This is a genomic window from Cohnella endophytica (assembly GCF_003628305.1).
Lineage (GTDB): Bacteria > Bacillota > Bacilli > Paenibacillales > Paenibacillaceae > Cohnella > Cohnella endophytica.
Window position 1 is genome coordinate 243,044 of sequence record NZ_RBZM01000004.1, and the last position, 25,020, is coordinate 268,063.

The 25,020-nt window shown below is 52.3% G+C and carries 26 protein-coding genes and 1 other annotated feature; of the genes, 22 read left to right on the forward strand and 4 right to left on the reverse strand.

All coding sequences use genetic code 11. From position 1 onward, the window contains the following. Window positions 1-17: 17 nt before the first annotated feature. Both D7Z26_RS07610 and D7Z26_RS07615 read left to right on the forward strand, forming a co-directional pair. The gene (locus tag D7Z26_RS07610; RefSeq protein ID WP_120975501.1) at window positions 18-428 is read left to right on the forward strand and encodes a phage holin family protein; all 411 of its coding nucleotides are present in this window, start codon (window positions 18-20) and stop codon (window positions 426-428) included. A 259-nt stretch (window positions 429-687) separates the two neighbouring features. Beyond that, window positions 688-1,068, forward strand: a complete 381-nt coding sequence (locus D7Z26_RS07615; protein WP_120975503.1) for a cytochrome c oxidase subunit II — start codon at window positions 688-690, stop codon at window positions 1,066-1,068. A gap of 77 nt (window positions 1,069-1,145) precedes the next feature. Here the strand turns inward: D7Z26_RS07615 and D7Z26_RS07620 are convergent, their stop codons facing one another. Then, window positions 1,146-1,397, reverse strand: coding sequence for a hypothetical protein (locus D7Z26_RS07620; protein ID WP_120975505.1), 252 nt, complete (start codon window positions 1,395-1,397; stop codon window positions 1,146-1,148). Window positions 1,398-1,490: 93 nt separating this feature from the next. On the opposite strand from D7Z26_RS07620, the gene D7Z26_RS07625 reads away from it, so the two are divergent. The 10 genes from D7Z26_RS07625 to D7Z26_RS07670 all read left to right on the forward strand — a co-directional run bounded on the left by D7Z26_RS07625 (window position 1,491) and on the right by D7Z26_RS07670 (window position 7,031). Beyond that, the gene (locus D7Z26_RS07625) at window positions 1,491-1,778 is read left to right on the forward strand and encodes a Dabb family protein (RefSeq protein ID WP_120976500.1); all 288 of its coding nucleotides are present in this window, start codon (window positions 1,491-1,493) and stop codon (window positions 1,776-1,778) included. 154 nt (window positions 1,779-1,932) lie between these two features. Beyond that, a complete protein-coding gene (locus D7Z26_RS07630) occupies window positions 1,933-2,355 on the forward strand; it encodes a DUF86 domain-containing protein (protein ID WP_120975507.1) in 423 nt (140 codons plus the stop codon). 135 nt (window positions 2,356-2,490) lie between these two features. Continuing rightward, on the forward strand, window positions 2,491-3,153 hold the full coding sequence (locus tag D7Z26_RS07635; RefSeq protein ID WP_120975509.1) for a helix-turn-helix transcriptional regulator: 663 nt from the start codon (window positions 2,491-2,493) through the stop codon (window positions 3,151-3,153). Window positions 3,154-3,292: 139 nt separating this feature from the next. After that, window positions 3,293-3,772 carry a hypothetical protein gene (locus tag D7Z26_RS07640; protein ID WP_120975511.1) on the forward strand — a complete coding sequence of 160 codons (480 nt, stop codon included), beginning with the start codon at window positions 3,293-3,295 and terminating at the stop codon, window positions 3,770-3,772. 4 nt (window positions 3,773-3,776) lie between these two features. Next, entirely contained in the window at window positions 3,777-4,094 is a 318-nt protein-coding gene (locus D7Z26_RS07645; protein ID WP_120975513.1) for a YtxH domain-containing protein, read from the forward strand. Between the two features lie 180 nt (window positions 4,095-4,274). After that, window positions 4,275-5,087: a glutamate racemase gene (racE, locus tag D7Z26_RS07650; RefSeq protein WP_120975515.1), complete on the forward strand. Its 813-nt coding sequence runs from the start codon at window positions 4,275-4,277 to the stop codon at window positions 5,085-5,087. 139 nt (window positions 5,088-5,226) lie between these two features. Then, window positions 5,227-6,120, forward strand: coding sequence for a M14 family metallopeptidase (locus D7Z26_RS07655; protein WP_120975517.1), 894 nt, complete (start codon window positions 5,227-5,229; stop codon window positions 6,118-6,120). Between the two features lie 63 nt (window positions 6,121-6,183). Then, entirely contained in the window at window positions 6,184-6,438 is a 255-nt protein-coding gene (locus D7Z26_RS07660) for a hypothetical protein (RefSeq protein ID WP_120975519.1), read from the forward strand. A gap of 52 nt (window positions 6,439-6,490) precedes the next feature. Continuing rightward, on the forward strand, window positions 6,491-6,793 hold the full coding sequence (locus tag D7Z26_RS07665; protein ID WP_120975521.1) for an iron-sulfur cluster assembly accessory protein: 303 nt from the start codon (window positions 6,491-6,493) through the stop codon (window positions 6,791-6,793). Further along, the gene (locus D7Z26_RS07670) at window positions 6,780-7,031 is read left to right on the forward strand and encodes a DUF1450 domain-containing protein (protein ID WP_120975523.1); all 252 of its coding nucleotides are present in this window, start codon (window positions 6,780-6,782) and stop codon (window positions 7,029-7,031) included. The genes D7Z26_RS07665 and D7Z26_RS07670 overlap by 14 nt, the downstream gene beginning before the upstream one ends. A 67-nt stretch (window positions 7,032-7,098) precedes the next feature. On the opposite strand, the gene D7Z26_RS07675 is transcribed toward D7Z26_RS07670, so the two are convergent. Next, complete coding sequence (locus D7Z26_RS07675; protein ID WP_120975525.1) at window positions 7,099-9,117, reverse strand: LTA synthase family protein; 2,019 nt, start codon at window positions 9,115-9,117, stop codon at window positions 7,099-7,101. A 162-nt stretch (window positions 9,118-9,279) separates the two neighbouring features. Here D7Z26_RS07675 and D7Z26_RS07680 point away from each other — a divergent pair, with 162 nt between their 5' ends. The 6 genes from D7Z26_RS07680 (at window position 9,280) to D7Z26_RS07705 (ending at window position 16,127) form a co-directional block, all read left to right on the forward strand. Continuing rightward, window positions 9,280-9,933 carry an O-methyltransferase gene (locus D7Z26_RS07680; protein WP_120975527.1) on the forward strand — a complete coding sequence of 218 codons (654 nt, stop codon included), beginning with the start codon at window positions 9,280-9,282 and terminating at the stop codon, window positions 9,931-9,933. Between the two features lie 528 nt (window positions 9,934-10,461). Then, the gene (locus D7Z26_RS07685; RefSeq protein ID WP_120975529.1) at window positions 10,462-12,147 is read left to right on the forward strand and encodes a peptide ABC transporter substrate-binding protein; all 1,686 of its coding nucleotides are present in this window, start codon (window positions 10,462-10,464) and stop codon (window positions 12,145-12,147) included. A 138-nt stretch (window positions 12,148-12,285) separates the two neighbouring features. Then, on the forward strand, window positions 12,286-13,215 hold the full coding sequence (locus tag D7Z26_RS07690) for an ABC transporter permease (protein WP_120976502.1): 930 nt from the start codon (window positions 12,286-12,288) through the stop codon (window positions 13,213-13,215). Between the two features lie 3 nt (window positions 13,216-13,218). After that, complete coding sequence (locus D7Z26_RS07695) at window positions 13,219-14,133, forward strand: ABC transporter permease (protein WP_120975531.1); 915 nt, start codon at window positions 13,219-13,221, stop codon at window positions 14,131-14,133. 13 nt (window positions 14,134-14,146) lie between these two features. Next, window positions 14,147-15,178, forward strand: coding sequence for an ABC transporter ATP-binding protein (locus D7Z26_RS07700; protein WP_120975533.1), 1,032 nt, complete (start codon window positions 14,147-14,149; stop codon window positions 15,176-15,178). After that, window positions 15,171-16,127 carry an ABC transporter ATP-binding protein gene (locus D7Z26_RS07705; protein ID WP_120975535.1) on the forward strand — a complete coding sequence of 319 codons (957 nt, stop codon included), beginning with the start codon at window positions 15,171-15,173 and terminating at the stop codon, window positions 16,125-16,127. The genes D7Z26_RS07700 and D7Z26_RS07705 overlap by 8 nt, the downstream gene beginning before the upstream one ends. 434 nt (window positions 16,128-16,561) lie before the next feature. On the opposite strand, the gene serS is transcribed toward D7Z26_RS07705, so the two are convergent. Continuing rightward, window positions 16,562-17,854, reverse strand: a complete 1,293-nt coding sequence (gene serS / locus D7Z26_RS07710) for a serine--tRNA ligase (protein WP_120975537.1) — start codon at window positions 17,852-17,854, stop codon at window positions 16,562-16,564. A gap of 370 nt (window positions 17,855-18,224) precedes the next feature. Further along, window positions 18,225-18,457: a binding site (T-box leader), on the forward strand. 61 nt (window positions 18,458-18,518) lie between these two features. Here serS and tyrS point away from each other — a divergent pair. Further along, the gene (gene tyrS, locus D7Z26_RS07715; RefSeq protein ID WP_120975538.1) at window positions 18,519-19,805 is read left to right on the forward strand and encodes a tyrosine--tRNA ligase; all 1,287 of its coding nucleotides are present in this window, start codon (window positions 18,519-18,521) and stop codon (window positions 19,803-19,805) included. An 87-nt stretch (window positions 19,806-19,892) separates the two neighbouring features. Here the strand turns inward: tyrS and D7Z26_RS07720 are convergent, their stop codons facing one another. Further along, window positions 19,893-21,104 carry an MFS transporter gene (locus tag D7Z26_RS07720; protein ID WP_120975540.1) on the reverse strand — a complete coding sequence of 404 codons (1,212 nt, stop codon included), beginning with the start codon at window positions 21,102-21,104 and terminating at the stop codon, window positions 19,893-19,895. 188 nt (window positions 21,105-21,292) lie between these two features. Here D7Z26_RS07720 and hemE point away from each other — a divergent pair, with 188 nt between their 5' ends. From hemE to hemG, 3 genes are read left to right on the forward strand one after another with little or no spacing between them, the layout of a single operon-like run. After that, window positions 21,293-22,348 carry a uroporphyrinogen decarboxylase gene (gene hemE, locus D7Z26_RS07725; RefSeq protein WP_120975542.1) on the forward strand — a complete coding sequence of 352 codons (1,056 nt, stop codon included), beginning with the start codon at window positions 21,293-21,295 and terminating at the stop codon, window positions 22,346-22,348. After that, window positions 22,345-23,295: a ferrochelatase gene (gene hemH, locus D7Z26_RS07730; RefSeq protein ID WP_120975543.1), complete on the forward strand. Its 951-nt coding sequence runs from the start codon at window positions 22,345-22,347 to the stop codon at window positions 23,293-23,295. The genes hemE and hemH overlap by 4 nt, the downstream gene beginning before the upstream one ends. Beyond that, window positions 23,292-24,794 carry a protoporphyrinogen oxidase gene (gene hemG, locus D7Z26_RS07735; protein ID WP_120975545.1) on the forward strand — a complete coding sequence of 501 codons (1,503 nt, stop codon included), beginning with the start codon at window positions 23,292-23,294 and terminating at the stop codon, window positions 24,792-24,794. Before hemH ends, hemG begins: the two co-directional genes overlap by 4 nt. The last annotated feature ends 226 nt before the right edge of the window (window positions 24,795-25,020 follow it).

Here is a 25,020-nt window from a genome sequence, read left to right on the forward strand (position 1 = left end):
AAGGGGAGGGACGATGGATGCAAGTGCAAGCCGGGATCGTATGCGTGATATTCGGTGCGGTAATCTCATTCTCATTCGGGGTGTGGAACCAATCGCTAACTTTTCTTGTCCTATTAATGGCTATCGATTATATAACGGGCGTGGTAGCCGCGATAAAGGATGGCAGCGGGTTGAACAGCAACGTTGGCTTCTGGGGATTGTTCAAGAAGGCTTTGATTCTACTCATAATGATGATTTCCCACCGATTGGACGTATTGCTTAACGTGAACATGATTATGGGGAGCGCGGTGTTTTTTTACATCGCTAACGAGCTGCTGTCGGTAATCGAGAATTACGGGCGCATCGGACTGCCTCTTCCGGACCGTATAAAGCAAATCGTTCAGGTGTTGCGCGACAAGGCAGGGGAAAAGAATGATCAAGACAAATGAAGTTTGCGATGGTATGAAGACCGAATTTCGTTCGTCCGAAAGGACGGAGGAGAGACGGTTTTTTTTCGTCGACGCCGGGACGTATTCATTCCGGGATAGCGGCCAACACTAAGGAGTAGCAAGCGAATACATAGCGATGTTCATGAATTTGTCAAATGTTAAAAAAGTTGAACATTCTCTTCTACAAGTGCTTGAGTTCAAATGCTTGTTTTAGGTAAAATAAGAGGTAGACATTTTGTAGGAGACAGGGGAGTAGAAAATGCATAAATGGCTAATGTCCACATTGGTAACGATCGCGTGCGCTATGGGTGTATACCTTCTGGCTACAAGCCTGCCGGACAAACCAAAAGACGAAGCGTCCGATTTGAAAGAAGGACAGGTATTACTCAAGATCAAAGCGACGAACTATGAATTCGACCAAAAAGAGTATCATGTCAAAGCGGGAACCCTTTATAAAATCAAGTTCTCCAACACGCTCGGCAATCACGGCGCCGAAATCGTCGGTCTAAACGTCGAGATGAGCAAAGACGCTCCGGAGATGGAAGTAACTTTCGATAAACCGGGCGAATACGAATTGCATTGTTCTATTATGTGCGGAACGGGCCATTCAACCATGAAATCGAAATTCATCGTCGAGTAATCAAGCGAAAAGAAAAGGAGCCGAGACGGCTCCTTTTTTCCGATTAAGATGGTTTAACCTCTTCTCGGCGTTCGGTATCAAAGATGACGCCAAGTGCGTATCCGCTTAACGCCCAAGTCGCCCAAGAAACCGATCAACGCCCAACTGATCACGGTCAATACGTACATAAACCATACATTGACCTTATGGATATCGGTGAACAGCTCGACGAACCACATCGGTACGCTGAACATGATCAGGAACATGTTATGAGGGTCGTAACCGGTCGAATTGAACAAGCTCAGCGCAATACCGATCAACGTGCCGGCAATCGTCATAGTGTAGCGCATGGTCGATGAGGGGACTCCCTTCGCTTTAAGGCTTATGTATTCCGTAGTATGCGCGTAGCCGCGAATCTCATGATAAGAAAGGATTGGGAACAGATGATTACTCATATCGTATTTTTTAAACTTAAAGATCGCACGCCGGAAAGCATCGAAAGCACGGCGCAAGTTTTGCGCGACATGGAGGGTAAGATCGACGAACTTCTTCATTTGGAAGTCGGGAAGGACATCCTTTTTACGGAGCGTTCTTACGATATCGCGTTAGTGACTAAATTCGCTTCATTGGACGCGCTTCAAGCTTATCAGGTGCATCCCGTGCATAAGAAAGTGATCGAGCATATGACGTCCGTTCGCGAAGCGTCCGTCAGCGTCGATTACGAGAGTTAAATGATGCGTTTAGTGGAGAAAGACCCCATGAACATGGGCGACGTGTATCAGATGATGACTTACGTCGTTCTTATTCTGATTAGTTGCGTCATTATGATGGTTTGGCTTAAACGCAAGGCAAGGCGTAAGAAGAAATAAAGAGGAGGCCCAATGAATGTATGACGTGAACGTGGGCAGCATTCGTTCCCGACTCGCTTGCTTGCCGGAAATCGCGCAAGCATTATCCTCGACGACGGTATCTTGGCAGGGCGGACTGATCGAAGGACTGGCGCAGGAACGCGCGCTTCATCTCTCCGCGGAAATCGTTACGGACGTCGGACATTCCTTGATCGACGGTTTTATTATGAGGGATGCGAGCAGTTACGAGGATATTATCGATATTATTGCCGGGGAAGGCGTAATTTCCGAGCAAGTAGCGGAACCGCTAAGACGGATTGTTCTGTTGCGCAAGAAGCTCGTGCAAGAGTACGAACAGTGGCCGAGGGCTGAATTGCATCCTCTCACGGCGGAGTTGCCAAGGGTTCTAATGGGATTCTCCGATCAAGTGGAAGCTTATTTGAGGAAAGAATTAGCATAGCGCTTAGCGATTCGCAAAGTTTGGACGCATTTTCCTCGCGCCCGCGATTTACGAACCTCGGTGATTCCGCTACAATGAAGCCAAGACGCAGTCGCGCCGCAATTGAAGGCGGTATCGGACAAGGAGGGAATGCCCATGCTGCCCGTGCAAGAAGTCTCGACGAGACGACAGTTGCTTCAATTGCTGAAGACGCAAGGAAATAATTGTATCAGCGATTTGTCCAAGGCGCTGGGAATAACCGAGATGGCCGTTCGCCGCCATATTCAATCCTTGGAACGAGACAACTTGGTTCAATCGGTATTGGTTCGGCAAGCAATGGGAAGGCCGATGTATCGTTATTCCCTTACCGTACAAGCAGACGATCTGTTCCCGAAAAATTATCCCCAGCTCATGCTGGATTTGTTGGGAGAGCTCGAAGAGCAGGATGGCGGAGAACAACTCATAGATCGAATGTTCCAAGGCAGAAGAGACAAGCTGGAATCCCGCTTGCGGGACCGAATGCAGGACCGGCCTTTGGCGGAACGGGTATCCGAGCTTAGTGCGATTCAGAATGCCGGCGGTTACATGACCGAATGGGAAAAAGACGAAGAAGAAGGAGCTTTCCTTCTCTACGAATACAATTGTCCGATTGCTCAAGTCGCGAATCGGTACCGGCAAGCTTGCCACTGCGAGAAGCAGTTATTCGAGCGGTTGCTGGACGCCGACGTAAAGCGGACGGAGTGTTTGGCGGATGGCGGCTCACGTTGCACTTATTCGATTCGGTCTTTCTCATCTGAGAACAATAGCTTGGCGGAATAGTACGGCCCGTTGCGCATGCGACGGGCTGTTTTTTTATTTTGACTTTGTCCGTTGTGTCAAGACGGGCTATCGCTTCTTATACTGTCATTAACCGCATGGGCATTCGCCCGGGTTGCGAAGCAGCTGGGAGGGATCGCGGATGGGATGGGAAATAGCGGGATATGCGGTAGCCGCGGCGGCGATCGCGATTGGGTTCGCCGTAGCCGCCGGTATCGTTAAGGTTGCGCGGTCGCTGCGCAGGATCGATGCTTCGCTGGATCAAGTCGGCAAGGAGGCCGTCGAGACCTTGCGGCAGTGTCGTCGGCTGTCCGAAGAAGCTAGAGAGGCGCTTCAGGCGTCCAGCCAACGTCTGCAAGGCTTCGCTTCGCTCGCGGAGGGGGCGCGGGCGATCGGAGAAGCCGCTCAGACGGCGGCGCAAACCGCCATTCGGGTTACGGAAAAGTACCGGGATTGCCTGCTCTCGCCGCTTCAATCCCCATCTCGCGATCAAGAACAGAACGACGACGGCGTACCGGACTTCAAGGAGTTCGGAAGGAAGCTGTGGTCGCTGTGGAAGCAGCGTTCCTCTCCCGGCAGTCAAGACGAAGGGCCGAGTGCGGAGCCATTAGAAGGAGAGTGACAGTATGTCTAATAAAAAAGTAGTCAAATCGTTTCTGTGGGGAGCTCTTACGGGTGCGGTTACAGGCGCGGTAACGGCGCTGTTGTTCGCGCCGAAGTCAGGTCGCGAGCTTCGCGGAGATATAGCCGATACCGCCCATAAGGTCGGAGAGAAAACGGCCGATATTAGCCGTCAAGCCGGTTCCGCCGTACAATCGCTAGCGAAGAGGACGGGGCGTTTCGTTACCGATATCCGCTCGCGCAAAAACATTGAATTAACGGAAACGAACGAAGCGGCAGCTACGTTGGAAGAAAACCACGAGGACGAAGCGTCCGCGTTGTAAGTGATGGATGTCCATAAAGCCCGCTAATGCCGATCTTTTGCGCCGCCCGCTCCCGCAGGGCGGCGTTTGAGCGTGCTTCCCGTCTTGTCCGCGTCGCGAAGTTGAAGGTAACATTTTGCATGAGGGGCTCATAAAGTATTCTGATACGACTCCAACATCCATGAAGAAAGCGGTGTTCCCGTGCAGCAAGCGATCGCAGTCTTGGATTCCGGCGTGGGGGGACTGACCGTCGTGAAGGAAGTCATGCGTCAGCTTCCCCGTGAGAAAATATTGTATTTCGGCGATACCGCCCGGACGCCATATGGTCCCAGGCCTGCGGATGAAGTTATCGCGTTTACCCGCGAGATCGTCGACTATCTTGTTCGATTCCAGCCAAAGATGATCGTTATCGCTTGCAATACGGCTACGGCGGTCGCGCTGGAGGATATCCGGCAACGAGTCGATTTGCCTGTCGTCGGGGTCATCAACCCCGGAGCCAGAGCTGCTATCGGACTTACCAAAACCGGAGTCGTCGGCGTTATCGGCACGGAAGGAACGATCAGAAGCAAAGCATACGAAGTGGCGTTAACGCGGCTTTCTCCGCAGGTCGAGGTCGTAAGCCAAGCATGCCCGACTTTCGTGCCTCTCGTAGAAGACGGCAACTTCCGCTCGCATGAAACATCCAGCGCGGTCTCGGTCGCGTTGAGCGGATTTCGGAATTCGTCTATGGATTGTCTGATTCTCGGCTGCACGCATTATCCTTTTCTCGCGGATACCATTTCGGAAACGATGGGCGCCAAAGTGTTGCTCATTAACTCGGCGGAAGAGACCGCAAGGGAAATTAGCGCGATCCTGTATGGGAACAATGCGCTGGCGGAAAAGGAGGAAGTGCCGCTGCATCAGTTTTTCTGCAGCGGAGATCCTCGCAAATTCCAAGAAATCGCTCAAGCATGGTTAGGGAATCAAATCAAGCTTAATCCCGTAGTTTGGCGAGTCCCTCATATCGGCGCATAAGCGCAAGCAATGAAACGAGCAAAGAGCGTCTATCCGAGCGCTTTTGCTCGTTTTTCGTCGAAAGTGGGATATGTCGGTCTCGAAGAACATAAATCAATAAATATACGAAGCCGAGATAACCGGGAAAAGGGGAAATCGCATGAAGGAAAACTTCGTTTACGGGATGGAGCAACTTGTTCGGGAGATAGGAGTAATAGAGCGGAAATACGATTTCATCTCGATCGGGACGATCGGGCATAGCGTGCAAGGGAGGCCGATTCCTTATCTTAAAATAGGCGAAGGTCCTTTTCGATGGCACTTTAACGGCGCTTGCCATGCCAACGAGTGGATCACTTCGTTATTGCTCATGAGGTTCGTCGAGGATTATGGAGAAGCTTACGTCAAGGGGTTGCCATTCTGGGGAAAGTCTGTCCATGATTTGTTTTCTCGATGCAGTCTATGGGTCGTTCCGATGCTTAACCCGGACGGCGTGGAGCTTGTGAGACAAGGTCCGAATCCGAACGATCTTTACGCTCGGGAACTGATGCAGTGGAATCGGAATTCCAAACGGTTTCATAGATGGAAAGCGAATGCGCGGGGAGTCGACTTGAACGATCAATTTCCCGCATTCTGGGAGGAAGAGCGCTCTCGTAGGGCGATTGGAGGGCCAGGTGCGCGCGATTACGGCGGTCCGTCGCCATTGTCGGAACCGGAGTCGGCCGCTATAGCAGAATTTACGGAGCGCAATGAGTTCGATGCGGTGATCGCGTTGCATACGCAAGGAGAGGAAATTTATTGGAACTACCGAGAGGCGGAGCCGGCGGAATCGCGAATCTGGGCGGGGCGGATGGCCGAAGCTTCGGGATATCGCCCCGTCTACTTGGAAGGAAGCGACGCGGGGTATAAAGATTGGTTCATTCATCGATATGGGAGGCCGGGATTCACGGTGGAAGCCGGCTGGGGACATAATCCGCTTCCGATGGACGGCTTCGACGAATTGTACGACGATGTAGCAAGACTGTTAGCCGAAGCGCTCGATTGTTCGCCTTCTTGATTCGAGAAAGGGCGAGAGGGGTAAACTGGTGGCAAGCTCTCGATGCGAAAGGAGGCTCCTCGTATGGCTCGGAAGTCGTGGACGCTCTTATGGCGGCGCCTACCCGTAAGGGTATGGCGTATTTTACGTTCTGATCGCGTATCGTTGCGGGACAAGCTGTTATTGATTGTGCCCGTAGGGTTGTATTGGGTTTTGCCGGACTTCATGCCGTTCGTGCCGATTGACGACGCGGCGTTTACCGTGATCGCGGCGGGCTGGTTCGCCCGATCCATGGAGCGTAAATATCGGTTGGGCGATCGTAAGCAGGATATTGCATGATAGATAACGTTTCTTTACAATAGAACGAGAAACTAACGGGAGTGAAGAAGCGATGAATTGCAAAATTACGCGCAACGCGGCCAACGTGCTTCGCCGTGAATTGGACAAGCCAGAGAACGCGGAGCTAAAGCTTAAAGTATTTATTACGCATAGTCATGGCGATCATGCTCATTATGGAATGGATCTCGCCAAGCCGACGGATAAAGACGAAGTCGTATCGACGGACAAGGGCATCGACGTCATCCTGCCCATAGGGGACGAACTGCTCGACGGCGTGAAAATCGATTACCTTTACTTCCCGAAAGAAGGATTCATTATCACGAATCCAAGCAAGGGCAACCATGGAGACCACTGATCCCCAGCAGAGGACTTCGGTTAACGACGTACGGATATGCGATAAATGCAAGCATATCCGAGTAAAGACGATGCTTCCGAAGCTGCAGAAATTGGCTCCGGGAGACGAGATCAAAGTCGCCTGCAAATCCTACTGCGGACCCTGCTCGCGTTACGCCTTCCTGTTCGTTAACGGACGTTACATTACCGCGCCGACGGAAGACGAAGTAATCGCAAAGGCGAGCAAGTACTTCAAATAATCGACGCATAAGAAAAAGCCCCGTTACCGGGGCTTTTTCTTATGTTTACGAGGGCGAGCTTATCAGCTTATCGATCGTCTTCCTTAAAGGTCGGAATCAGATTATGTTCGATGACCCGGTCCGACACGCTGAGATCTTTCTTCGCGGACTCCGCCCCGGCCGCGCAGGCCGACGAGTCCGTTTTCGTCTCGGCGCCGACTTCCGATACGTCGTAACAAGTGCCGTTGCTAACGATTCCGTCTCCGCTCGGAACGAAGTACACTTTGCCGTCCGTAAATCCGCCATTGCGGAATACGACGTCCTTAGGAGCCGCGGAAAGCATGCTGACTCCCATCAGGTAACGGTTATCCGTGGGTATGCCGAGCAGATGCATAATTGTCGGAGTCGTATCCATCTGTCCGACCGCTTTGTCCACGACGCCCGCATGCTCGTCGTTCGGCAGGTGAATGAAGAAAGGAACTTTGCGAACGAGCCGGTCTTTGTCGATGTCGGATACCGGCTTGCCGAATAATTTCTCGTAAAGACTCCAGTCGTATACGGAATTATCGTGGTCGCCATAGAACATCAAGATCGTATTATCCCAAAGTCCTTCTTCCTTTAGGTCCGCAACGAGTTCTCCCACGGCGGAATCGACATAATGGGCAGCCTGCACGTAGTCCCCTAGTATTGTGCCTTGCAGGTCTCCTATCTTCAATTCTTGGTCATTATAGGGCAACTTAAAGGGATGGTGGCTCGATAACGTGATCGACATGGCATAGAATGGGGATTTCCCCCGATCTTTCAGTTGCTCGATCGTTTGACGGAAGAAGGAGGGGTCGCCCAGCGACCATCCGACGGGTTCGTCGATCGTGTAATCTTTGATCGTATAAAATTGGTCGTAATTCATATTGTGATACATATTATTACGGTTCCAGAAGCTTCCGTCATAAGCGTGATGAACGGTCGCATCGTAGCCGACGCTTTTCAAGATCGACGGCGCGCAATCGAATTCGTTGCCGGCGAAGCGGATGAATACCGATCCCGTAGGCAAGGGATGCATCGAGCAGCTCGTGGCGAAGTCGGCGTCCGAAGTACGTCCTTGCGCGGTCTGGTGATAGAAGTTAGGGAAATAGACGCTCTGTCCGATCAATTCGTTCAGATTCGGCGTAATTTCTTCTCCGCCGATCGATTGTCCGATGACGAATTGCTGGAAAGCTTCCGCTTGAACGACTAGAACGTTTTTTCCTTTGTATTCACCATACATAGGTTCGGTTTCCATTTGTTTTTGCAGTTGTTGCCGGTCCGTAAACCAGCTTTTGGCTTCCTGGATCTGTTCGCCCGACAAACTATCGCCGAACCAATGCTCCTTGGCGTAACGGTAAGCGTCGTATCCGTGGAAGCCGAGTAATCCGGTCACGTTGTAGATCGGGATGTTCCACCAGTTACCGACGAATAACCCGCGCGCCCAGCCGTTTTTTTGTTCGTCGACGGGATAATAGATCAAAGCCCAGCCGACAACGAACGCTAACGTTGCAGGGATAAACTTCCGCCACAGCGACAGCGATTTTCTTCCTGTGATTCGAACTTTTGAGGATACGGCACGTCGAGCCTTCGCATGTCGCCAGAAAACCCAGCCTACAAGCGCGAAGGCGATGGGGATATCGGCGAAGAGTAGCCAATCTTCGGGTTGTATGAGGCTCCAGATGCTTGCCTGCAATTCTCCGACTTGGCCGGCTTGCAGCAAAACGGGAACCGAGATGAAATCCTTAAAGTAACGGAAATAGATCAAGTCCGAGAATAGAAGGATCGACAACGCAAGGTCCAAGACGGCGATCGAGAGCGCTTTGGCTCGGCGTCCCAGAAAAAACGTCCAGAACGACACGAGCAAGACTGCGCCGATATTTACGGCCCATTTCCAATAGTTCATGCCGCCTACGTTAAATTGATGGTCAAGTTCGTTTAATTTGTAGGCTACAGAGATAACGAGTAGGGTAATGCCCCACGGCCAATACTGTAGCACTTTCAGCAACCCATAAAGTCCTTTACGCACGGCGGAGCCGATCTGCGCCATCATGAACATGACTTCCTTTCCACAATCGGCGATCATTGTTAACTCGCCTTACAGATGATTAACGCAATGTAAACCAATAACAAAAAATAGTATATCGCTATTGCGGGGGATTTTACAAACCTTGTGTTAGAATATTAGAATATTATGATGTTAGAGCCCGGAGACTAGCAGGGCGGAGCGATTGGAGGTAAGTTTCGGATGGGAGATACGGCTGATCAATATTTCGACTCTTTATATGAAGCGGACCTTGATTTGGAACGCGTGCAGGATCGGATTCGCGAAGCGGGAATGCCGGAAATATCGGTCGCTCCCGGCTACGGACGTCTGCTGACCTTATTGGTTTCGACGTCGAAAGCGCGATCCGCGCTGGAAATCGGAGCGTTGGGCGGATATAGTGGCATATGCCTGGCAAGAGGATTACCGGAGGACGGTAAACTTCTATCCTTGGAGTTGAAGCAACCTTACGCGGATATGGCCAAGGAAAACCTGGTTGCCGCCGGATTAGGTAACAAAGTCGAGTACCTCGTCGGGGACGCATCCGCGAGCCTTGAGCGACTTCTCGACGAAGGGGCTCGATTCGATTTTTTCTTCATTGATGCGGATAAAGAGAATTACCCCAACTATTTGGAAGCTTGCATCAGGCTTGGGAACGAAGGAGCGATTATCGCCGCGGATAATACGTTATTAAGGGGAAGGACGTTAGACCATTTCAAACAAGGGCCTTCCGTTCAGGCGATTCGACATTTCAACCGGCTAATTGCCCAAGATTCGAGATTATTCGGCGTGCATCTGCCGACCTATGATGGTCTGGCATTGGCGCAAATCAAGTCCTCGGTCATAAAAAACAGTTAAAAATCGCGCATTCGGCCGGAAACCCGACTGGTTCGAATGCCTTTTTTTGCTAATGTATAGCGCATTCATTGACTTTTATAAAATTTAGTTAGTATTCTGCTAAAATTTAATCCATTAGTTCAATAAAAATTCCGTATACTGGTAATAAAATGAACAAAATTTCAGATTTGCGATTACATTATTTGCATTTCTATCATAATGAATGAATGTTTATGCGTGAGGGTTGATTAATACTCAATAAAGTAAGCGTTTTCTGTCATTTTAGTGTTAGTATATGTGACATGAGTAGTAATATTCTATTACGTTGCCATAAACTCTCATTGCAGAATCCGAACAATTTATAGTAGTATTTCTAATGTTCCGGGAAATGTTCGAGCAGTGTTAAACGAGCAACCGTTTACGCGTAGAATTTTGTCGGAGCCAATTACCGGGATTGTATGGATTGGCAATGTCCGGTAAGAAATGAAAATGCATAGGAACTATGCAGAGCAGAAATGATAGCCAGTAAAAAAACGGGGAGGCAACACAATGAAATTCAAGAAGATTTTCTCGACTGCGATGGCAGTCACGCTTGCGGGCACGCTTCTTGCGGCTTGCGGCAACAACAACAGCAACAATTCTTCACCATCTCCATCCGGTTCCGCTTCGGCTACGACTGGCTCGGGTACGGGAAGCAAGCAAGAATTGGTCATGAACTACCGTGCAGATCCTCCGGCGCTCGACGTATCGATCGCGGAATCCGCCGCATCGTTCACGATCTTGGGAGCGATCAGCGAAGGTTTGTACCGTTTGGACAAGGATATGAATCCAGAACCGGCGCTTGCTGCCGAATTGCCTAAGATTTCTGATGATGGTTTGACTTATACAATTAAATTGCGCGATGGTCTTAAATGGGCGAACGGCGAGCCGTTGACAGCCAAAGACTTCGTTTACTCTTACCAAAGAACGCTTGACCCTGCAACGAAAGCTTCTTATGCTTTCATCTTGACATGGCTTAAAGGCGGTCAAGCGGTTCAAGACGCTAAAACGCCTGATGAACTGAAGAAAGCGCAAGACGAGCTCGGCGTTAAAGCAATCGACGACACGACGCTTGAAATCACGCTAGATCAACCGCGCGCTTACTTCACGGCTCAGCTCGCGTTCCTGAACTACTACCCGCAAAACGAGAAATTCGTTTCCGCTCAAGGCGACAAGAGCGGCGCTGATGCCGACAAAGTACTCGGCGCTGGTCCATTCGTTCTGAAAAGCTGGAACCACGAGCAACAACTCGTTCTAGTGAAAAACCCGGAATACTGGGATGCTGCGAACGTGAAGCTGGATAAAGTCACTTTGAACATCGTTAAAGATACGGGCACGGGTCTTAACCTGTACGAGTCGAACAAAACCGACTATGCCGATATCAAAGGCGACCAAATGAAAGCTTACGAAGGCAAATCCGAATTGCACCGCAAGAGCGAGCTCGTTACGGGCTACCTGAACTTCCAACAAACGAAAGTTCCTGCGTTCGCTAACGTGAAAGTCCGTAAAGCGATGAGCATGGCTATCGACCGCGAAGGTCTCGTAAACGTCGTTCTGAAAAACGGTTCCGTACCTGCAACGGGTTACGTGCCGAACGGAAACAGCGACGGTAACGGACAAGAGTTCCGTAAATCCGCTGGCGACACGGAAGTCGCGTTCGACGCGGCTCAAGCGAAAACTTTGCTTGCAGAAGGCTTGAAAGAAGTCGGTATCGCTTCCCTGCCTAAATTGACTGTAATGGGCGATGACACCGAAACAGGCAAGAAATTGCTCGAGTTCCTCGTTTCCCAATGGAAAACGAACCTGGGCGTCGATGTTGCTACTGAGCCATTGCCACATGCAACTCGTCTGGAAAAAGAACTTAGCAAAAACTACTCCATCGTATCCACATTGTGGGGCGCTGATTACAACGATCCGATGACTTGGCTCGATATGTACCTGACGGGCGGTCCGTTCAACACGCAAGACTGGAAAAACGACAAGTACAACGAGTTGGTCAAAGCGGCTGAGAAAAACCTCGACAACGCGGCTCGCGCCGAACAGTTGAAAGAAGCCGAGAAAATCCTGATGGACGAAGCAGCGGTATTCCCATTGTACTTCCGTTCTTCTCCGTTCCTGATCAAGGACAAAGTGGATGGTTTGATCTTGCCTCCTTACGGTCCGGACTTCGAACTGAAATGGACTTCGGTTAAGTAATCCGATTCATCGGAACCGATCGCGTCCGAACTTCAGTACAAGCAACAATCCATGGAAGAGGCCGTTATCAGAACGGCTTCTTTCATGTTGATTGTAGGGCATAGGAAAATTATTCATCCCTTGAAAGGAGGATTCATCGTGCTGAAATACGTGCTGCGCCGTTTCGTGTATATGGTAATAACGCTTTGGGTCATTATTACGGCCACTTTTTTTCTCATGAAATTGCTGCCCGGAAATCCTTTTGGTGAAGCGGCTGCGAAGATGCCTCCCGAGAATCTGGCGATATTGAAGGCGCAGTATGGTCTCGACAAGCCAGAATGGCAGCAATATCTCAAGTATTTGGGTAACGTCGTTAAAGGGGATCTGGGCGTTTCTTATCAATTCCCGACCCGTACGGTCGTAGAGGTCATCAAACAATCTTTCCCGGCATCGCTTGAGCTAGGTATCGAATCCCTTGCGCTCTCGGTGATCGTCGGTCTCACGCTCGGTATCATTGCGGCGCTTCGTCATAACAAATGGCAGGATTATTCCTCCATGTTCATCGCTTTGATCGGAATTTCGATTCCGTCCTTCGTAGTCGCCCCGTTGCTATCCTTGTACGTGGGGAACAAGTGGGGAATTCTGCCTCCCGGATTATGGGAAGGCCCGGAAAATCGCATTTTGCCCGCCATTGCTCTCGCATTCGGAACGATTGCGATCTTGGCGCGGATGATGAGGGCTTCCATGCTCGAAGTCGCCAGCTTGGACTATATCAAGACGGCGAAGTCCAAAGGTCTTGCCACCGGCAAAATCGTTGTTAGCCACATGCTTCGGAATGCCATTCTTCCGATCGTGACGATTCTCGGACCGATCGCGGTCAACGTCATCACGGGAACGCTCGTTGTTGAAAGTGTATTCGTAATTCCTGGGTTAGGTTATCAATTCGTAAGCTCCATTACGACTTTGGATTATACGATGATTACGGGACTGACGATTTTCTACGCGGCAATTCTTATCGTCGTGATGTTCCTGACCGATATCGTCTACGGCCTTGTCGATCCACGTATTCGCATGTCGGGGAGGAGATAAACAATGGATATGATTTCTAAGGATCAGTTTCAACCAGCCGAGAAAACGACAAACGCAAACTCCATCGTGCGTCCTTCCCTTACGTATTGGCAGGATGCTTGGAGGCGTTTGAGATCTAATAAAATGGCAATGACCGGCTTGATCGTTCTCGTCATCATGACGCTTCTGGCGATCTTCGCACCGCTTTTCAGCAAGTTCGATTATGAAACTCAATATTTGATGGATACCGATCTTAAGCCTTCCTGGACGCATTTCTTCGGTACGGACGATTTCGGACGCGATTTGTGGACCCGCGTATGGTGGGGGACGAGAATCTCGTTGTTCATCGGATTGGTCGCAGCGACGCTGGATTTGGTTATCGGCGTATTGTACGGCGGAATCTCGGCTTACTTCGGCGGCAAAGTGGATAACGTGATGCAGAGGGTTATCGAGATTATTTACTCCATTCCGCTTTTGCTTTTGGCGATCATCCTGATCGTGTTCATGGGACCCGGCATCAAGTCGATTATTATCGCTTATGCGATCACGGGTTGGGTAGGCACGGCCCGGTTGGTTCGGGGACAAATCCTGCTCCTCAAGGAACAGGAATTCGTATTAGCGGCAAGAACGCTGGGCGCGAAGCCGTCGCGGATCATTCTTCAGCATTTGATCCCCAACGTAATCGGTCTTATTGTCGTGCAAATTACGTTTATCGTTCCACTGGCCATTTTCTTCGAATCGTTCCTGAGCTTCATCGGGGTCGGCATTCGTCCGCCGATGGCGTCTCTCGGAAATCTGATCAACGACGGCGCGCATTACATGCGTTACCAGCCGCACCGGATCATTTACCCGACGATCGTGTTCAGCATGATCTTGCTTAGCTTTAACATACTTGGTGATGGATTGCGCGACGCGCTCGATCCGAAAATGAGAAAATAAGGAGGAGTGCCGAATGGGTAAACCCATACTTGAAGTCAACAATTTGCGCGTATCATTCAAGATGTATGCCGGTGAAGTTCAAGCGGTCCGCGGCGTCTCCTTCACGTTAGATAAAGGAGAAGTCCTGGCGATCGTCGGCGAATCCGGTTGCGGTAAATCGGTAACCGCGCAGACGATCATGCGTTTGATCCCCTCTCCGCCTAGCTATATTAAAGAAGGGTCCTCGATCCTTTTCGACGGAAAACACGAAATTTCCAAAATGTCCGAATCGCAAATGCAGAACATTCGCGGCAATGAAATGGGCATGATTTTCCAAGATCCGATGACTTCACTGAATCCGACGATGACCGTCGGTGCGCAAATTTCCGAAGGCATCTTGAAGCATCAGAAAAAGTCGAAATCCGAGGCAATGAAACGCGCGTCCGAGCTTTTGACTCTTGTCGGAATGTCGAATGCCGACGAACGCCTTCATCAATACCCTCATGAGCTTTCAGGGGGTATGAGACAGCGGGTTATGATCGCATTATCGCTCGCTTGCAATCCGAAGCTTCTGATCGCCGATGAGCCGACGACCGCGCTCGACGTGACGATCCAAGCGCAGATTATCGATCTTCTTCGCGATATTCAAGAGAAGACGGAAACGTCGATCATCCTGATCACTCACGATTTGGGCGTCGTAGCCGAGATGGCTCATAAGGTCATCGTCATGTACGCGGGCAAAGTCGTCGAGAGAGGTACGCTGGAAGATATTTTCTATAACCCGAGACATCCGTACACTTGGGGATTGCTTCGTTCCGTTCCGCGGCTCGATAGCGATAAAAACGCCGAATTGGATTCGATTCCCGGCACGCCGCCGGATCTGTACGCGCCGCCTGTCGGATGCGCGTTCGCCGCGCGTTGCCCTTATGCGATGAAAGTATGCAAAGAGATCGACCCGGAGCATTTCCACGTGAACGACGGACATAGCGCGGCTTGCTGGTTGAACCATCCGGAAGCGCCTGAAGTCGAGATGCCGGTCGGAATTGGGAGGGGAGCTCATGGCTGAAGATAATATTCTTGAGGTCAGGAACCTGCAGAAGCATTTTAACCTCAGCAATAACCGCGTGCTTAAAGCGGTAGACGGTTTAAACTTCGCGATCAAGCGGGGCGAAACGTTCGGACTAGTCGGCGAATCCGGTTGCGGTAAATCGACGACCGGCCGTACGATCATTCGTCTATATGAAGCGAGCGGCGGTCAAATTCTGTTTAACGGCGAAGACGTGCAGAAGATGTCCGGCGAGAAGCGCAAAAAGTTCAACCGGGATATGCAAATGGTATTCCAAGATCCGTACGCTTCCTTGAATCCCCGTATGACCGTCGGCAAGATCATCGGCGAGGGCATGGAGATTCACGGTTTGTATAGCGGCAAGGAAAAGAAAGAACGCATCAGCCAACTGCTTAGAGACGTTGGATTGAACGAAGAGCATGCAAGCCGGTTCCCGCATGAATTTTCCGGCGGCCAACGCCAACGGATCGGAATCGCACGCGCGCTGGCGATCGAGCCGCAATTCATCATTGCGGACGAGCCGATCTCCGCGCTCGACGTTTCCGTTCAAGCGCAGGTCGTGAACTTGTTCAAGAAGCTGCAGAAGGATCGCGGTTTGACCTATTTGTTCATCGCGCATGACTTGGCGATGGTGAAGCATATTTCCGATCGTATCGGCGTTATGTACTTGGGTAAGCTCGTCGAGGTCGCGACTTCCGACAAGCTGAACGCGAAGCCTTTGCATCCGTACACGCAAACTCTGTTATCCGCGATTCCGGTTCCGGATCCGGACGTTCAGAAGCAGCGCAAACGGATTATTCCGCAAGGCGAAATCCCGAGCCCGTTGAACCCGCCGAGCGGTTGCCCGTTCCGTACGCGCTGCCCTCATGCGATGGATCAGTGCGCGGCTACTATGCCACCGTTCAAAGAAGTCGAGCCAGGCCACTACGCGGCTTGCCACTTGCTCTAATAATCGATTAGTTAAAGAAGCCCCCAAGTCTCTCGCAGACTTGGGGGCTTCTTCGTAATGCAGACAGTATTTCCTCGGAAATCAATGGTGTGAGATAAGCCAATCGGGATATTGAGTAACTCTGTTTCGGATTAATTGAGCAGCCCAGTAACCCAGCACCCCAGCACCTCGCCAACCTAGCAACTCAGCAACTCAGCAATTCAGGAACTCCTTAGGTCGTCGAAAGCGGGATTAAGTGGAAAAACTCCAACTAATTTGTTTGAGAGCCCCTTTTTCGAGTAATGAATGGAAAAACTCCACTTATTTTCTCCCGAATGACCATTCTCCGGCCAATTGCTCTCAAATAGTCGTAGTTTTTACAACTAATTACCTATCATCTCGTAATTAGCCTGGAATAGTTGGAGTTTTTCCAATTCAGATAACCGACAAAAGCTTCACTCCTGCTCCGCCTTCGGATATAGCCGTTCCCGGCCGCCTAGGTAGGGTCTAAGCGCGACAGGTACGTAAATGCTTCCATCGGCGGCTTGGTGGTTCTCGAGCAATGGAATGAGGATGCGGGGACTGGCGACGGCCGTATTATTGAGCGTGTGGCAGTAACGCAAGTTGCCTTCGGTATCGCGATAACGGATGTTCGCCCGCCGCGCTTGAAAGTCGTGCAAATTCGACGACGAGTGGGTTTCCCCGTAAGCTTGTCGGCTCGGCATCCATGTCTCGATGTCGTATTGTTTATACGTTTTCTGCGACATGTCGCCCGTACAGACGGCCATGACGCGATAAGGCAGTTCCAACAGACGAAGCAGCTCTTCGGCGTTCCCGGTAATTTCGCCGAGTAGCCGGTCCGACAGCTCCGCGTCCGCTTCGCAGACGATGACTTGTTCCACTTTGGCGAACTGATGCACGCGGTACAATCCTTGCACGTCTTTGCCGGTCGACCCGACCTCGCTGCGGAAGCAGACCGATGCGGCCGCTAAGCGCAAGGGATCCGTAACATCGACAACTTCGTTCGAATAGTATGCGACAAGCGGTACCTCCGACGTGCCGATCATGACTTTGTTCTCTTCGGCGACCTTATAAATCTGATCCTCGCCAAGCGGAAAGAAGCCCGTATGACGCATTGCATCCGGACGAACCATTAAAGGTACGTCCAGAAGCGTGAATCCGCTGGCCAACAACAGGTCGAGCGCAAGCTGCTGTACCGCGCGATGAAGCAAAACCCCGTCGCCCGATAAGTAATAATTGCGCGTTCCCGCCGTTTTGACACCCCGCGGAATATCGATCATGCCGTGCATATTCCCCAAGGCGATATGATCAAGCATCTCAAAGTCGGCTGCAATAGGAACTCCGACGCGCCTGATTTCCACGTTATCTTCGTCGGAACGCCCGATCGGCGTATCCGGCGACACATCGTTCGGCACAAGTTGCATCAAGCTTGCATATCGCTCCTCCGCCGCCGTCAATTCTTTTTCGATCATCGCTAACTCTACATTCACTTGAGCGACTTCCGCTTTCAACGCCGCGACGCGCATGAAGTCTCCGCGGCTAACGAGCCGTCCGATCTGCTGCGAGGTTTTGTTGCGCGACTCCCGATGTTGTTCCGCCTCGTTCAACAGCTTGCGCCGCGATTCGTCACAATCGAGCAATTCCTTGACGGATAGCTCGATCCCTTTTTGGTCCGCGACCGTCTGAACCCGCTCTCCATTCTGCCTGATCCACTTGATGTCCAACATGCCGACACGCTCCTTTTTCCGAATAAAAACGCAAAAAACGCCCTCGTCTTCATGGGACGAGGAGCGTTTCAATACTCGCGGTGCCACCCAAATTGACCGAACAGACGAAGCCGTCCGATCCTCTTTAGTTCCGCGGTAACGTGCGGCAACGGTTAACTTAGGGAGAGCGCGGCTAGCCGCGGCCCAGCTTGACGAGAACGCCTCCGAGTTGGATGCTCTTCAATGGCATGATGTCGATCATTTAATTTGTTGTAGTATAGCTCATATAAGGGGACGCGTGCAAGCCCGAAACGCGAAGAACCGTCAGGAAAACAAAAGCATTTGACAAATGCCGCGAGGATATAATAAAGTGATTCAAACGAATACTGTAACCATTGCGATGAAGGGAATCAGTAGCGTTCGGAACCCGCGTTCCAGAAAGCCGGCGGTCGATGCAAGCCGGTACGCGAACGAACGTGAATTACGTCCCGGAGCTTCTTCGCCCGAAACCGCGATTCGCGGAAGGGGAAGACGGATTCCGTCCGTTATTCGGTTTGAGTGGAAAGTGCGCGTTTACGAACCGCATTTTCAATTAGGGTGGTACCGCGATGACTCGTCCCTGTCGATGACAGGACGGGTCTTTTTTGCGTAAATATCGAGGTTAAGACGAAAAGGAGAGGTTCGCATGATGAACGGAACGAAGACGGACAATGCTTTCGATCTGTTGGAAGAACTGGAATACAGGGGATTGCTTCAGCAGGTGACGCATCGCGAGCAATTGCAAGAGAAGCTGGCCACGGAGCAGGTAAAGCTTTACTGCGGGTTCGATCCTACGGCTGACAGCCTGCATATCGGACACTTGCTTCCGGTGTTGATTCTTCGGCATTTTCAACGCGCCGGACACCGTCCGATCGCGCTCGTAGGAGGCGGTACCGGTCTGATCGGAGATCCGAGCGGCCGTACGACCGAGCGTTCCTTGAATTCGGACGACACCGTCGCGGCTTGGACGAACGCATTGAAAGGACAATTGTCGCGGTTCCTGGATTTTAGCGACGAGAGCGGAGCGAAGCTCGTCAGCAACTACGAGTGGCTGGGACCGATGGACATCATTACGTTCCTGCGCGACATCGGCAAAAACTTTACCGTAAATTACATGCTGGCGAAAGATTCCGTCGATTCTCGACTCGCGAACGGCATCTCCTTCACCGAGTTCAGCTACATGATCCTGCAATCGTACGACTTCTACAGGCTGCACGCGGATCACGGATGCTCGCTTCAGATCGGCGGCAGCGACCAGTGGGGCAACATTACGGCGGGACTCGACCTAATCGGCAAAATGGGCGGAGGAGACGCGTTCGGACTGACGGTTCCGCTAGTTACGAAGAGCGACGGCAAGAAGTTCGGCAAGTCCGAATCCGGCGCCGTCTGGCTCGATCGCAGCAAAACGTCGGTATACGCGTTCTACCAGTTCTGGATCAACACCGACGACAACGACGTGATCAAGTTCCTGAAATACTTCACGTTCCTGAGCCGCGAGCAAATCTCCGAGCTGGAGCAGGAGCTTAGCGAACGTCCGGAGAAACGAGCTGCTCAGCGCGAGTTGGCCCGCGAAGTGACGCGTCTCGTGCATGGCGACGAAGCCGTCGTCAGCGCGGAGAAAATCACGCAAGCGTTGTTCTCCGGCGACGTGACTCAGCTGAGCGAAGACGAGCTCGTAGAGGCGCTGGGAGACATGCCTACGACGGTCGTGACGGGCGAAGAGGAAAGTCCGCTCCTGGAATTGCTGATTACCGTTCAAGCGGCTCCTTCCAGGCGCCAAGCGCGGCAGGACATCGAGAGCGGAGCGGTGTACATCAACGGTCAGCGCGAGACGGCAACCGATTTCGTACTCACTGCCGAACACCGGTTGCATGGCAAGTATGTCGTGTTACGACGCGGCAAGAAAAACTACTACCTCGTGAAGTTCGAATAGACGACGGAAGAGAAAAGCAGGGAATGAAACGGCCTCGTTATCGCGACCGGATTCGCTCCCTGCTTTTTTGATTGGATCGTAGCCGAATCAAGCCTTTACCTGCGTTTGCTTCCTGTACCGAATGGCTCGGCTCGCCCAAATACACGTCAGGAAGAGCAAGACGCCCGAAAGGACGAACAAGCCTTCTATGCCGATGAAGCCGGACAGAGCGCCGCCAACGACCGGTCCTAACATGTTCCCGAGAGCGAGAGCGCTGCTATTGAAACCGAACGAGCGGCTGACCATGTCGTCCGGCGTATGTTTGCGGATGAGCGAGTTCACGGTCGGAATCAGTCCGCCCATGAAGCAGCCGAGCAGGAACCGGAAAATAAGCAAGTGTCCGACGGTACCGACGAAGGCTTGCGGAATGAGCATGACTCCCGCGCCGGCCAGCGAAATAATCAGGATGCGAGAAGCTCCAATTCGGTCGCTAAGCCTGCCTAGCAGCGGAGCGCAGATCAAATTCGAGATGCCGGTCACCGAACCGACGAAACCGGCGTAGAAGGCGAGATTTTCCGTCGTGCCGTGCAGCTTCTCGACGTACAAGGGAATTAGCGGCATCGGACTGAGCATCGCGAATTGAATCAGGAAAGTGACCGTTAACAGAACCGGAAGCTGGCGAATGACGAGCAATTCCTTTAAGCCTTTGATAACGCTTGTTTGCGCTTTAAGAGCTGCGGCGTTGCGGTCGAAGCTCTCTTGAACGAGTAGCCAAGATACGACCGAAGCTAAGAAAAGAAAACTCCCCGTAATGTAGAAAATCGGCCTAAATCCGAAGCTGTCGGCCAGCAATCCTCCGATAAAGGGACCAAGTATGGCTCCGGCCGTACCGCCGGATTGCAAAGTTCCCATCGCGAAGCCGATCCGGTTTTTGGGAGTCGTCGCGGAGACGAGGGCGACGGCTGCGGGCGAGAAGCCCGAGATAACCCCGTTAAGCATCCGCAACGCCAATAGATGCCATGGCTCTGTCGCGAATCCCATGAGCACGATTACGATCGCCATGCCGAACCCGGAGCGCAGCAGCATCATTTTACGTCCGTATTTGTCCGAAAGCTTACCCCAAAGGGGTTGGAAAATGAACGAGGTAATGAAATTCGCCGCGAAAATAAAACCCGCCCACAGTCCGACCTCGTGATCATCGGTGAGGCCGAGATCCTTTTTCAGATATAGCGATAAGAACGGCATGATCATCGTCATTCCCGCCATGACCAAGAAATTGCCGCCCATTAGGACGGCAAGGTTGATTTTCCAACGTTGCATAATAGCTCCTTTCTTTGTCGTAGTATGTACATTGTCGCTTCCTATCATAGACCTGTTGTTCGGCTAAAGGTAGCATTGTCAAAGTATTGTCATACTCCGGGCGGGCTCCGAGGTTGTTCGAGCGCGGCAAAAGGGGCATAATGAAAAGAAAAGCAAAACCAATCCTTTACATAAAAGAGGCAATGATCATGATAGAAAACGATTTGTTCCTTCGGGCATGCAGGCAAGAGGCTGTCGAGCGCATACCGGTATGGTACATGCGTCAAGCCGGGCGTTACGATCCCGATTACCGCAAAATCAAAGAAAAGTATTCGCTGCTCGAGATTTGCAAGCAACCCGAGTTGGCGGCCGAAGTCACAATGATGCCCGTTCATAAGCTTGGCGTCGATGCGGCGATTCTGTATTCCGACATCATGAATCCGGTCGCGTCGATCGGGATCGATTTCGATATCGTGAAGGATATCGGGCCCGTCATCCACAATCCGGTCCGTTCCGCGGCGGACGTCGACCGCTTGACGCCGATCGATGTAGAGAAAGATCTCTCCCACGTGCTGGAGACGATCCGCATTCTGGATCGCGAGCTTAAGGTTCCGTTGATCACTTTCGCGGGCGCTCCGTTCACGCTTGCCAGCTATATTATCGAGGGCCGACCTACTAAGTCGTACATCCGGACAAAAACGCTCATGTACAGCGAGCCGCAAATCTGGCATCGTCTGATGGGCAAACTCGCCGACATGGCGGCGACTTATTTGCGCGCGCATATTCGGAACGGCGCCAAAGCGGTGCAACTGTTCGACAGCTGGGTCGGATCGTTATCCCCGTTCGACTTCCAGACTTTCGTGCTTCCGCACGTAGAGAAGATTTTCGAAAGCTTATCCGATCTGGATATTCCGAAAATTTACTTCCCCGGAGTGAGCTCAGGCGAGCTCTTGCCTCATCTGACGGGCTTGCGCGCGAACGTTATCGGCCTCGATTGGCGTGTACCGTTGTCCCAAGGCAGACAGCGCACGGGAGGCAAATTCGCGATTCAAGGCAATCTAGATCCGTACGTGTTGACTGCTCCGTCGGAAGTCATTCATGAGCACGCCCGCCGTTTGCTGGACGAAGGTATGCATGAGCCCGGGTTTATTTTTAACTTGGGACATGGATTGTACCCGGAAGCGTCGCTGGAAAAGCTAAGGGATTTAACGGAATTCGTTCATACGTATAGCGAAAAACAAATCGCGACGGGGGTGAGCCGATGAGCGGCCAAGCGGGAAAATCGATCGGCGTATTGGTTATGTCCTACGGGACGCCGGAGAGCTTAGAAGGCATCGAAGCTTATTACACGCATATTCGTAGAGGGAATCCGCCGTCCGCCGAGCAGTTGGAGGATTTGACGAGCAGATACCATTCTATCGTCGGCGGAGTATTCCCGTTGCGAGAGAATACGAACAACCAGGTGGCGGCTTTGCAACGGACGTTGGACGAGCTTGCGGGAGCCGGCACTTACGTCTGTTACCAAGGCCTCAAGCATGCGGCACCTTACATCGAGGACGGCGTAGCCGCGATGGCGGCGGACGGCGTCAAGGAAGCGGTCGGCATCGTACTGACGCCTCAGTATTCGGCGATGAGCGTCGGCGGTTACATGAAACGCGCCCAAGAGGAAGCGGAGAAGCACGGCATCGCCTTTAAGGCGGTTCGAGAGTACCATCTGCATCCCGAGTTGATCGACGCGCTTAAGATACGAGTGACGGACGGTTTGGAGCGTCTCGGAGGAGCGGGAAGTTCGGACGCTTTGGTCTTGTTCAGCGCGCATAGCTTACCGGCTAAAGTGCTCGAGATGAACGATCCTTACGCCGATCAACTGCTTGCGACTTCCGCGGCAGTCGCCCAAGCGGCGGGGGCGGAGAACTGGCAATTCACGTGGCAGAGCGCGGGACAGACCGGGCAGCCATGGCTTGGACCGGACATTTTGGAGACGTTGGAGAAGCTGGCGGCCGAAGGCGTGAAGTCCGTGCTCGTAACGCCGGTCGGATTCGTGTCGGATCACCTCGAGGTTTTGTACGATATCGATATCGAAGCTAAGAAGTTCGCCGAGGAACGCGGGATTCGCTTGGAGCGCATCCGGATGTTGAACGACGATCCTCAGTATATGGCCGCTTTGGCGGAGACGGTGATCGAGGCGGTACGAGGGAGGAACGGCGGATGACGGGAATTCGACACGTTCGCCGCATAGCGGTGCTAGGCGGCGGAATTACCGGCCTTAGCGCCGCTTTTTATTTAATTAAGCTTGCCGAGGCACGCGGAGAGAAGCTAGAGGTCACGGTTCTGGAAGGTTCGGCAAGACTTGGAGGCCGAGTGAATACGCTTCGGCGCGACGGCTTCGTTATCGAGCGCGGACCGGACTCCTTCTTGGCGCGCAAGTTGCCGATGATCGAGTTGGCCCGGGAACTGGGACTCGAAGGCGAGCTTGTCGGAACGAATCCGGCGGCGAAAAAGACGTATATCGCGTTGGACGGAAAGTTGCTGCCGATGCCGGAAGGCATGACGCTTGGCGTTCCTACGGACCGGGACAAGTTCATGCGCACGGAGCTTGTCGGCGAGGAAGGGAAGCTGAGGGCGTTCGAGGAAGTCGATTTACCGGCTGGAGACTTGCCTGAGGATGAGACAGTTGGGGCGTTCTTGGAGCGACGAATGGGACGCGAGATGGTCGAGAGGATCTTCGAGCCTTTGCTGGCGGGCATTCATGCGGGCGACCTGTACCGATTGGGGCTGAAGGCGACGTTCCCGCAGTTCAGGACGATGGTCAAAGAGCACGGCAGCTTGATCGCGGGAACGCGGGAGTCGCAAAGGGCGGCGGCCGCGAAGGTTGCGGCGGAAGCAGCTACCATTGCTTTAGAGGGTAAAGCTGGTGGCCAGGACGGGGCTGTCGATAGTAAGCCGCTGCCCGCGTCCGTGTTCATGACTTTCCGTAACGGTCTATCTACGATTATCGAGGCGTTGGAGTCGGCTCTACAGGAAGCCGGGTGCAACATTGTTACTGAGGCTCAGGTAGACGAGCTCGAGGTAGTCGGGGAGGCCGCGAATGACCAAGGCCGATATCGTCTGCGCCTCGCAGATGGTACTACGTTCGAAGCGGACGATGTCATCCTTACGTTGCCGGCCTATGCCGCAGCCGAACTGTTGGCGCCGCACGCGGACGTGTCCGCATTAACGAACATTCGCTACGTCTCTGTCGCCAACATCGTACTTGCTTACGACGAAGTACGGTTTAACCATGCGCTCGACGGTTCGGGTTTTCTCGTTCCGCGCAGGGAGCATCGTCACATTACGGCAAGCACGTGGACGTCCTCGAAGTGGCTGCACACCGCGCCTAAAGGCAAACGCCTGATCCGGTGCTATGTCGGTAGAGCCGGCGACGAGAAAAGCGTCGAGTTAAACGACGCGGTACTTTCCGCTGCCGTTCAGCACGACTTGTCGGAGCTGATGGGACTTAACGCGACTCCGGATTTCGTCGAGATCACGAGACTTCGCCATTCGATGCCGCAATATCCGGTAGGGCATCCGGAGGCGATCGCGGCTTTCCGCCAAGGCGTCGCGGAACGCCTTCCGGGCGTATTTGTGACCGGTGCAGCGTTCGGCGGCGTCGGCCTACCCGACTGCGTCGCGCAAGGCAAGCAAGCGGCTCAGGCGTTGCTAGGGTTTTGATTTAGTGAAAAGGAACAACCTGCGAGCTTTTTCGTCTCGGGTTGTTTTTTTGTTTCGTAGAGCATCTGTAGCAATAGAGGGCTCGCAGCAGTGAGTTACTTGCTTTGGCGAATTAACTGGGTCTAGAAAGGTGCTAACAGCAGGTAGTTACTTGCTTTGACGAACTAACTGGCGCTCGAGAAGGGCTCACAGCAGGTAGTTACTTGCTTTGACGAACTAACTAGCG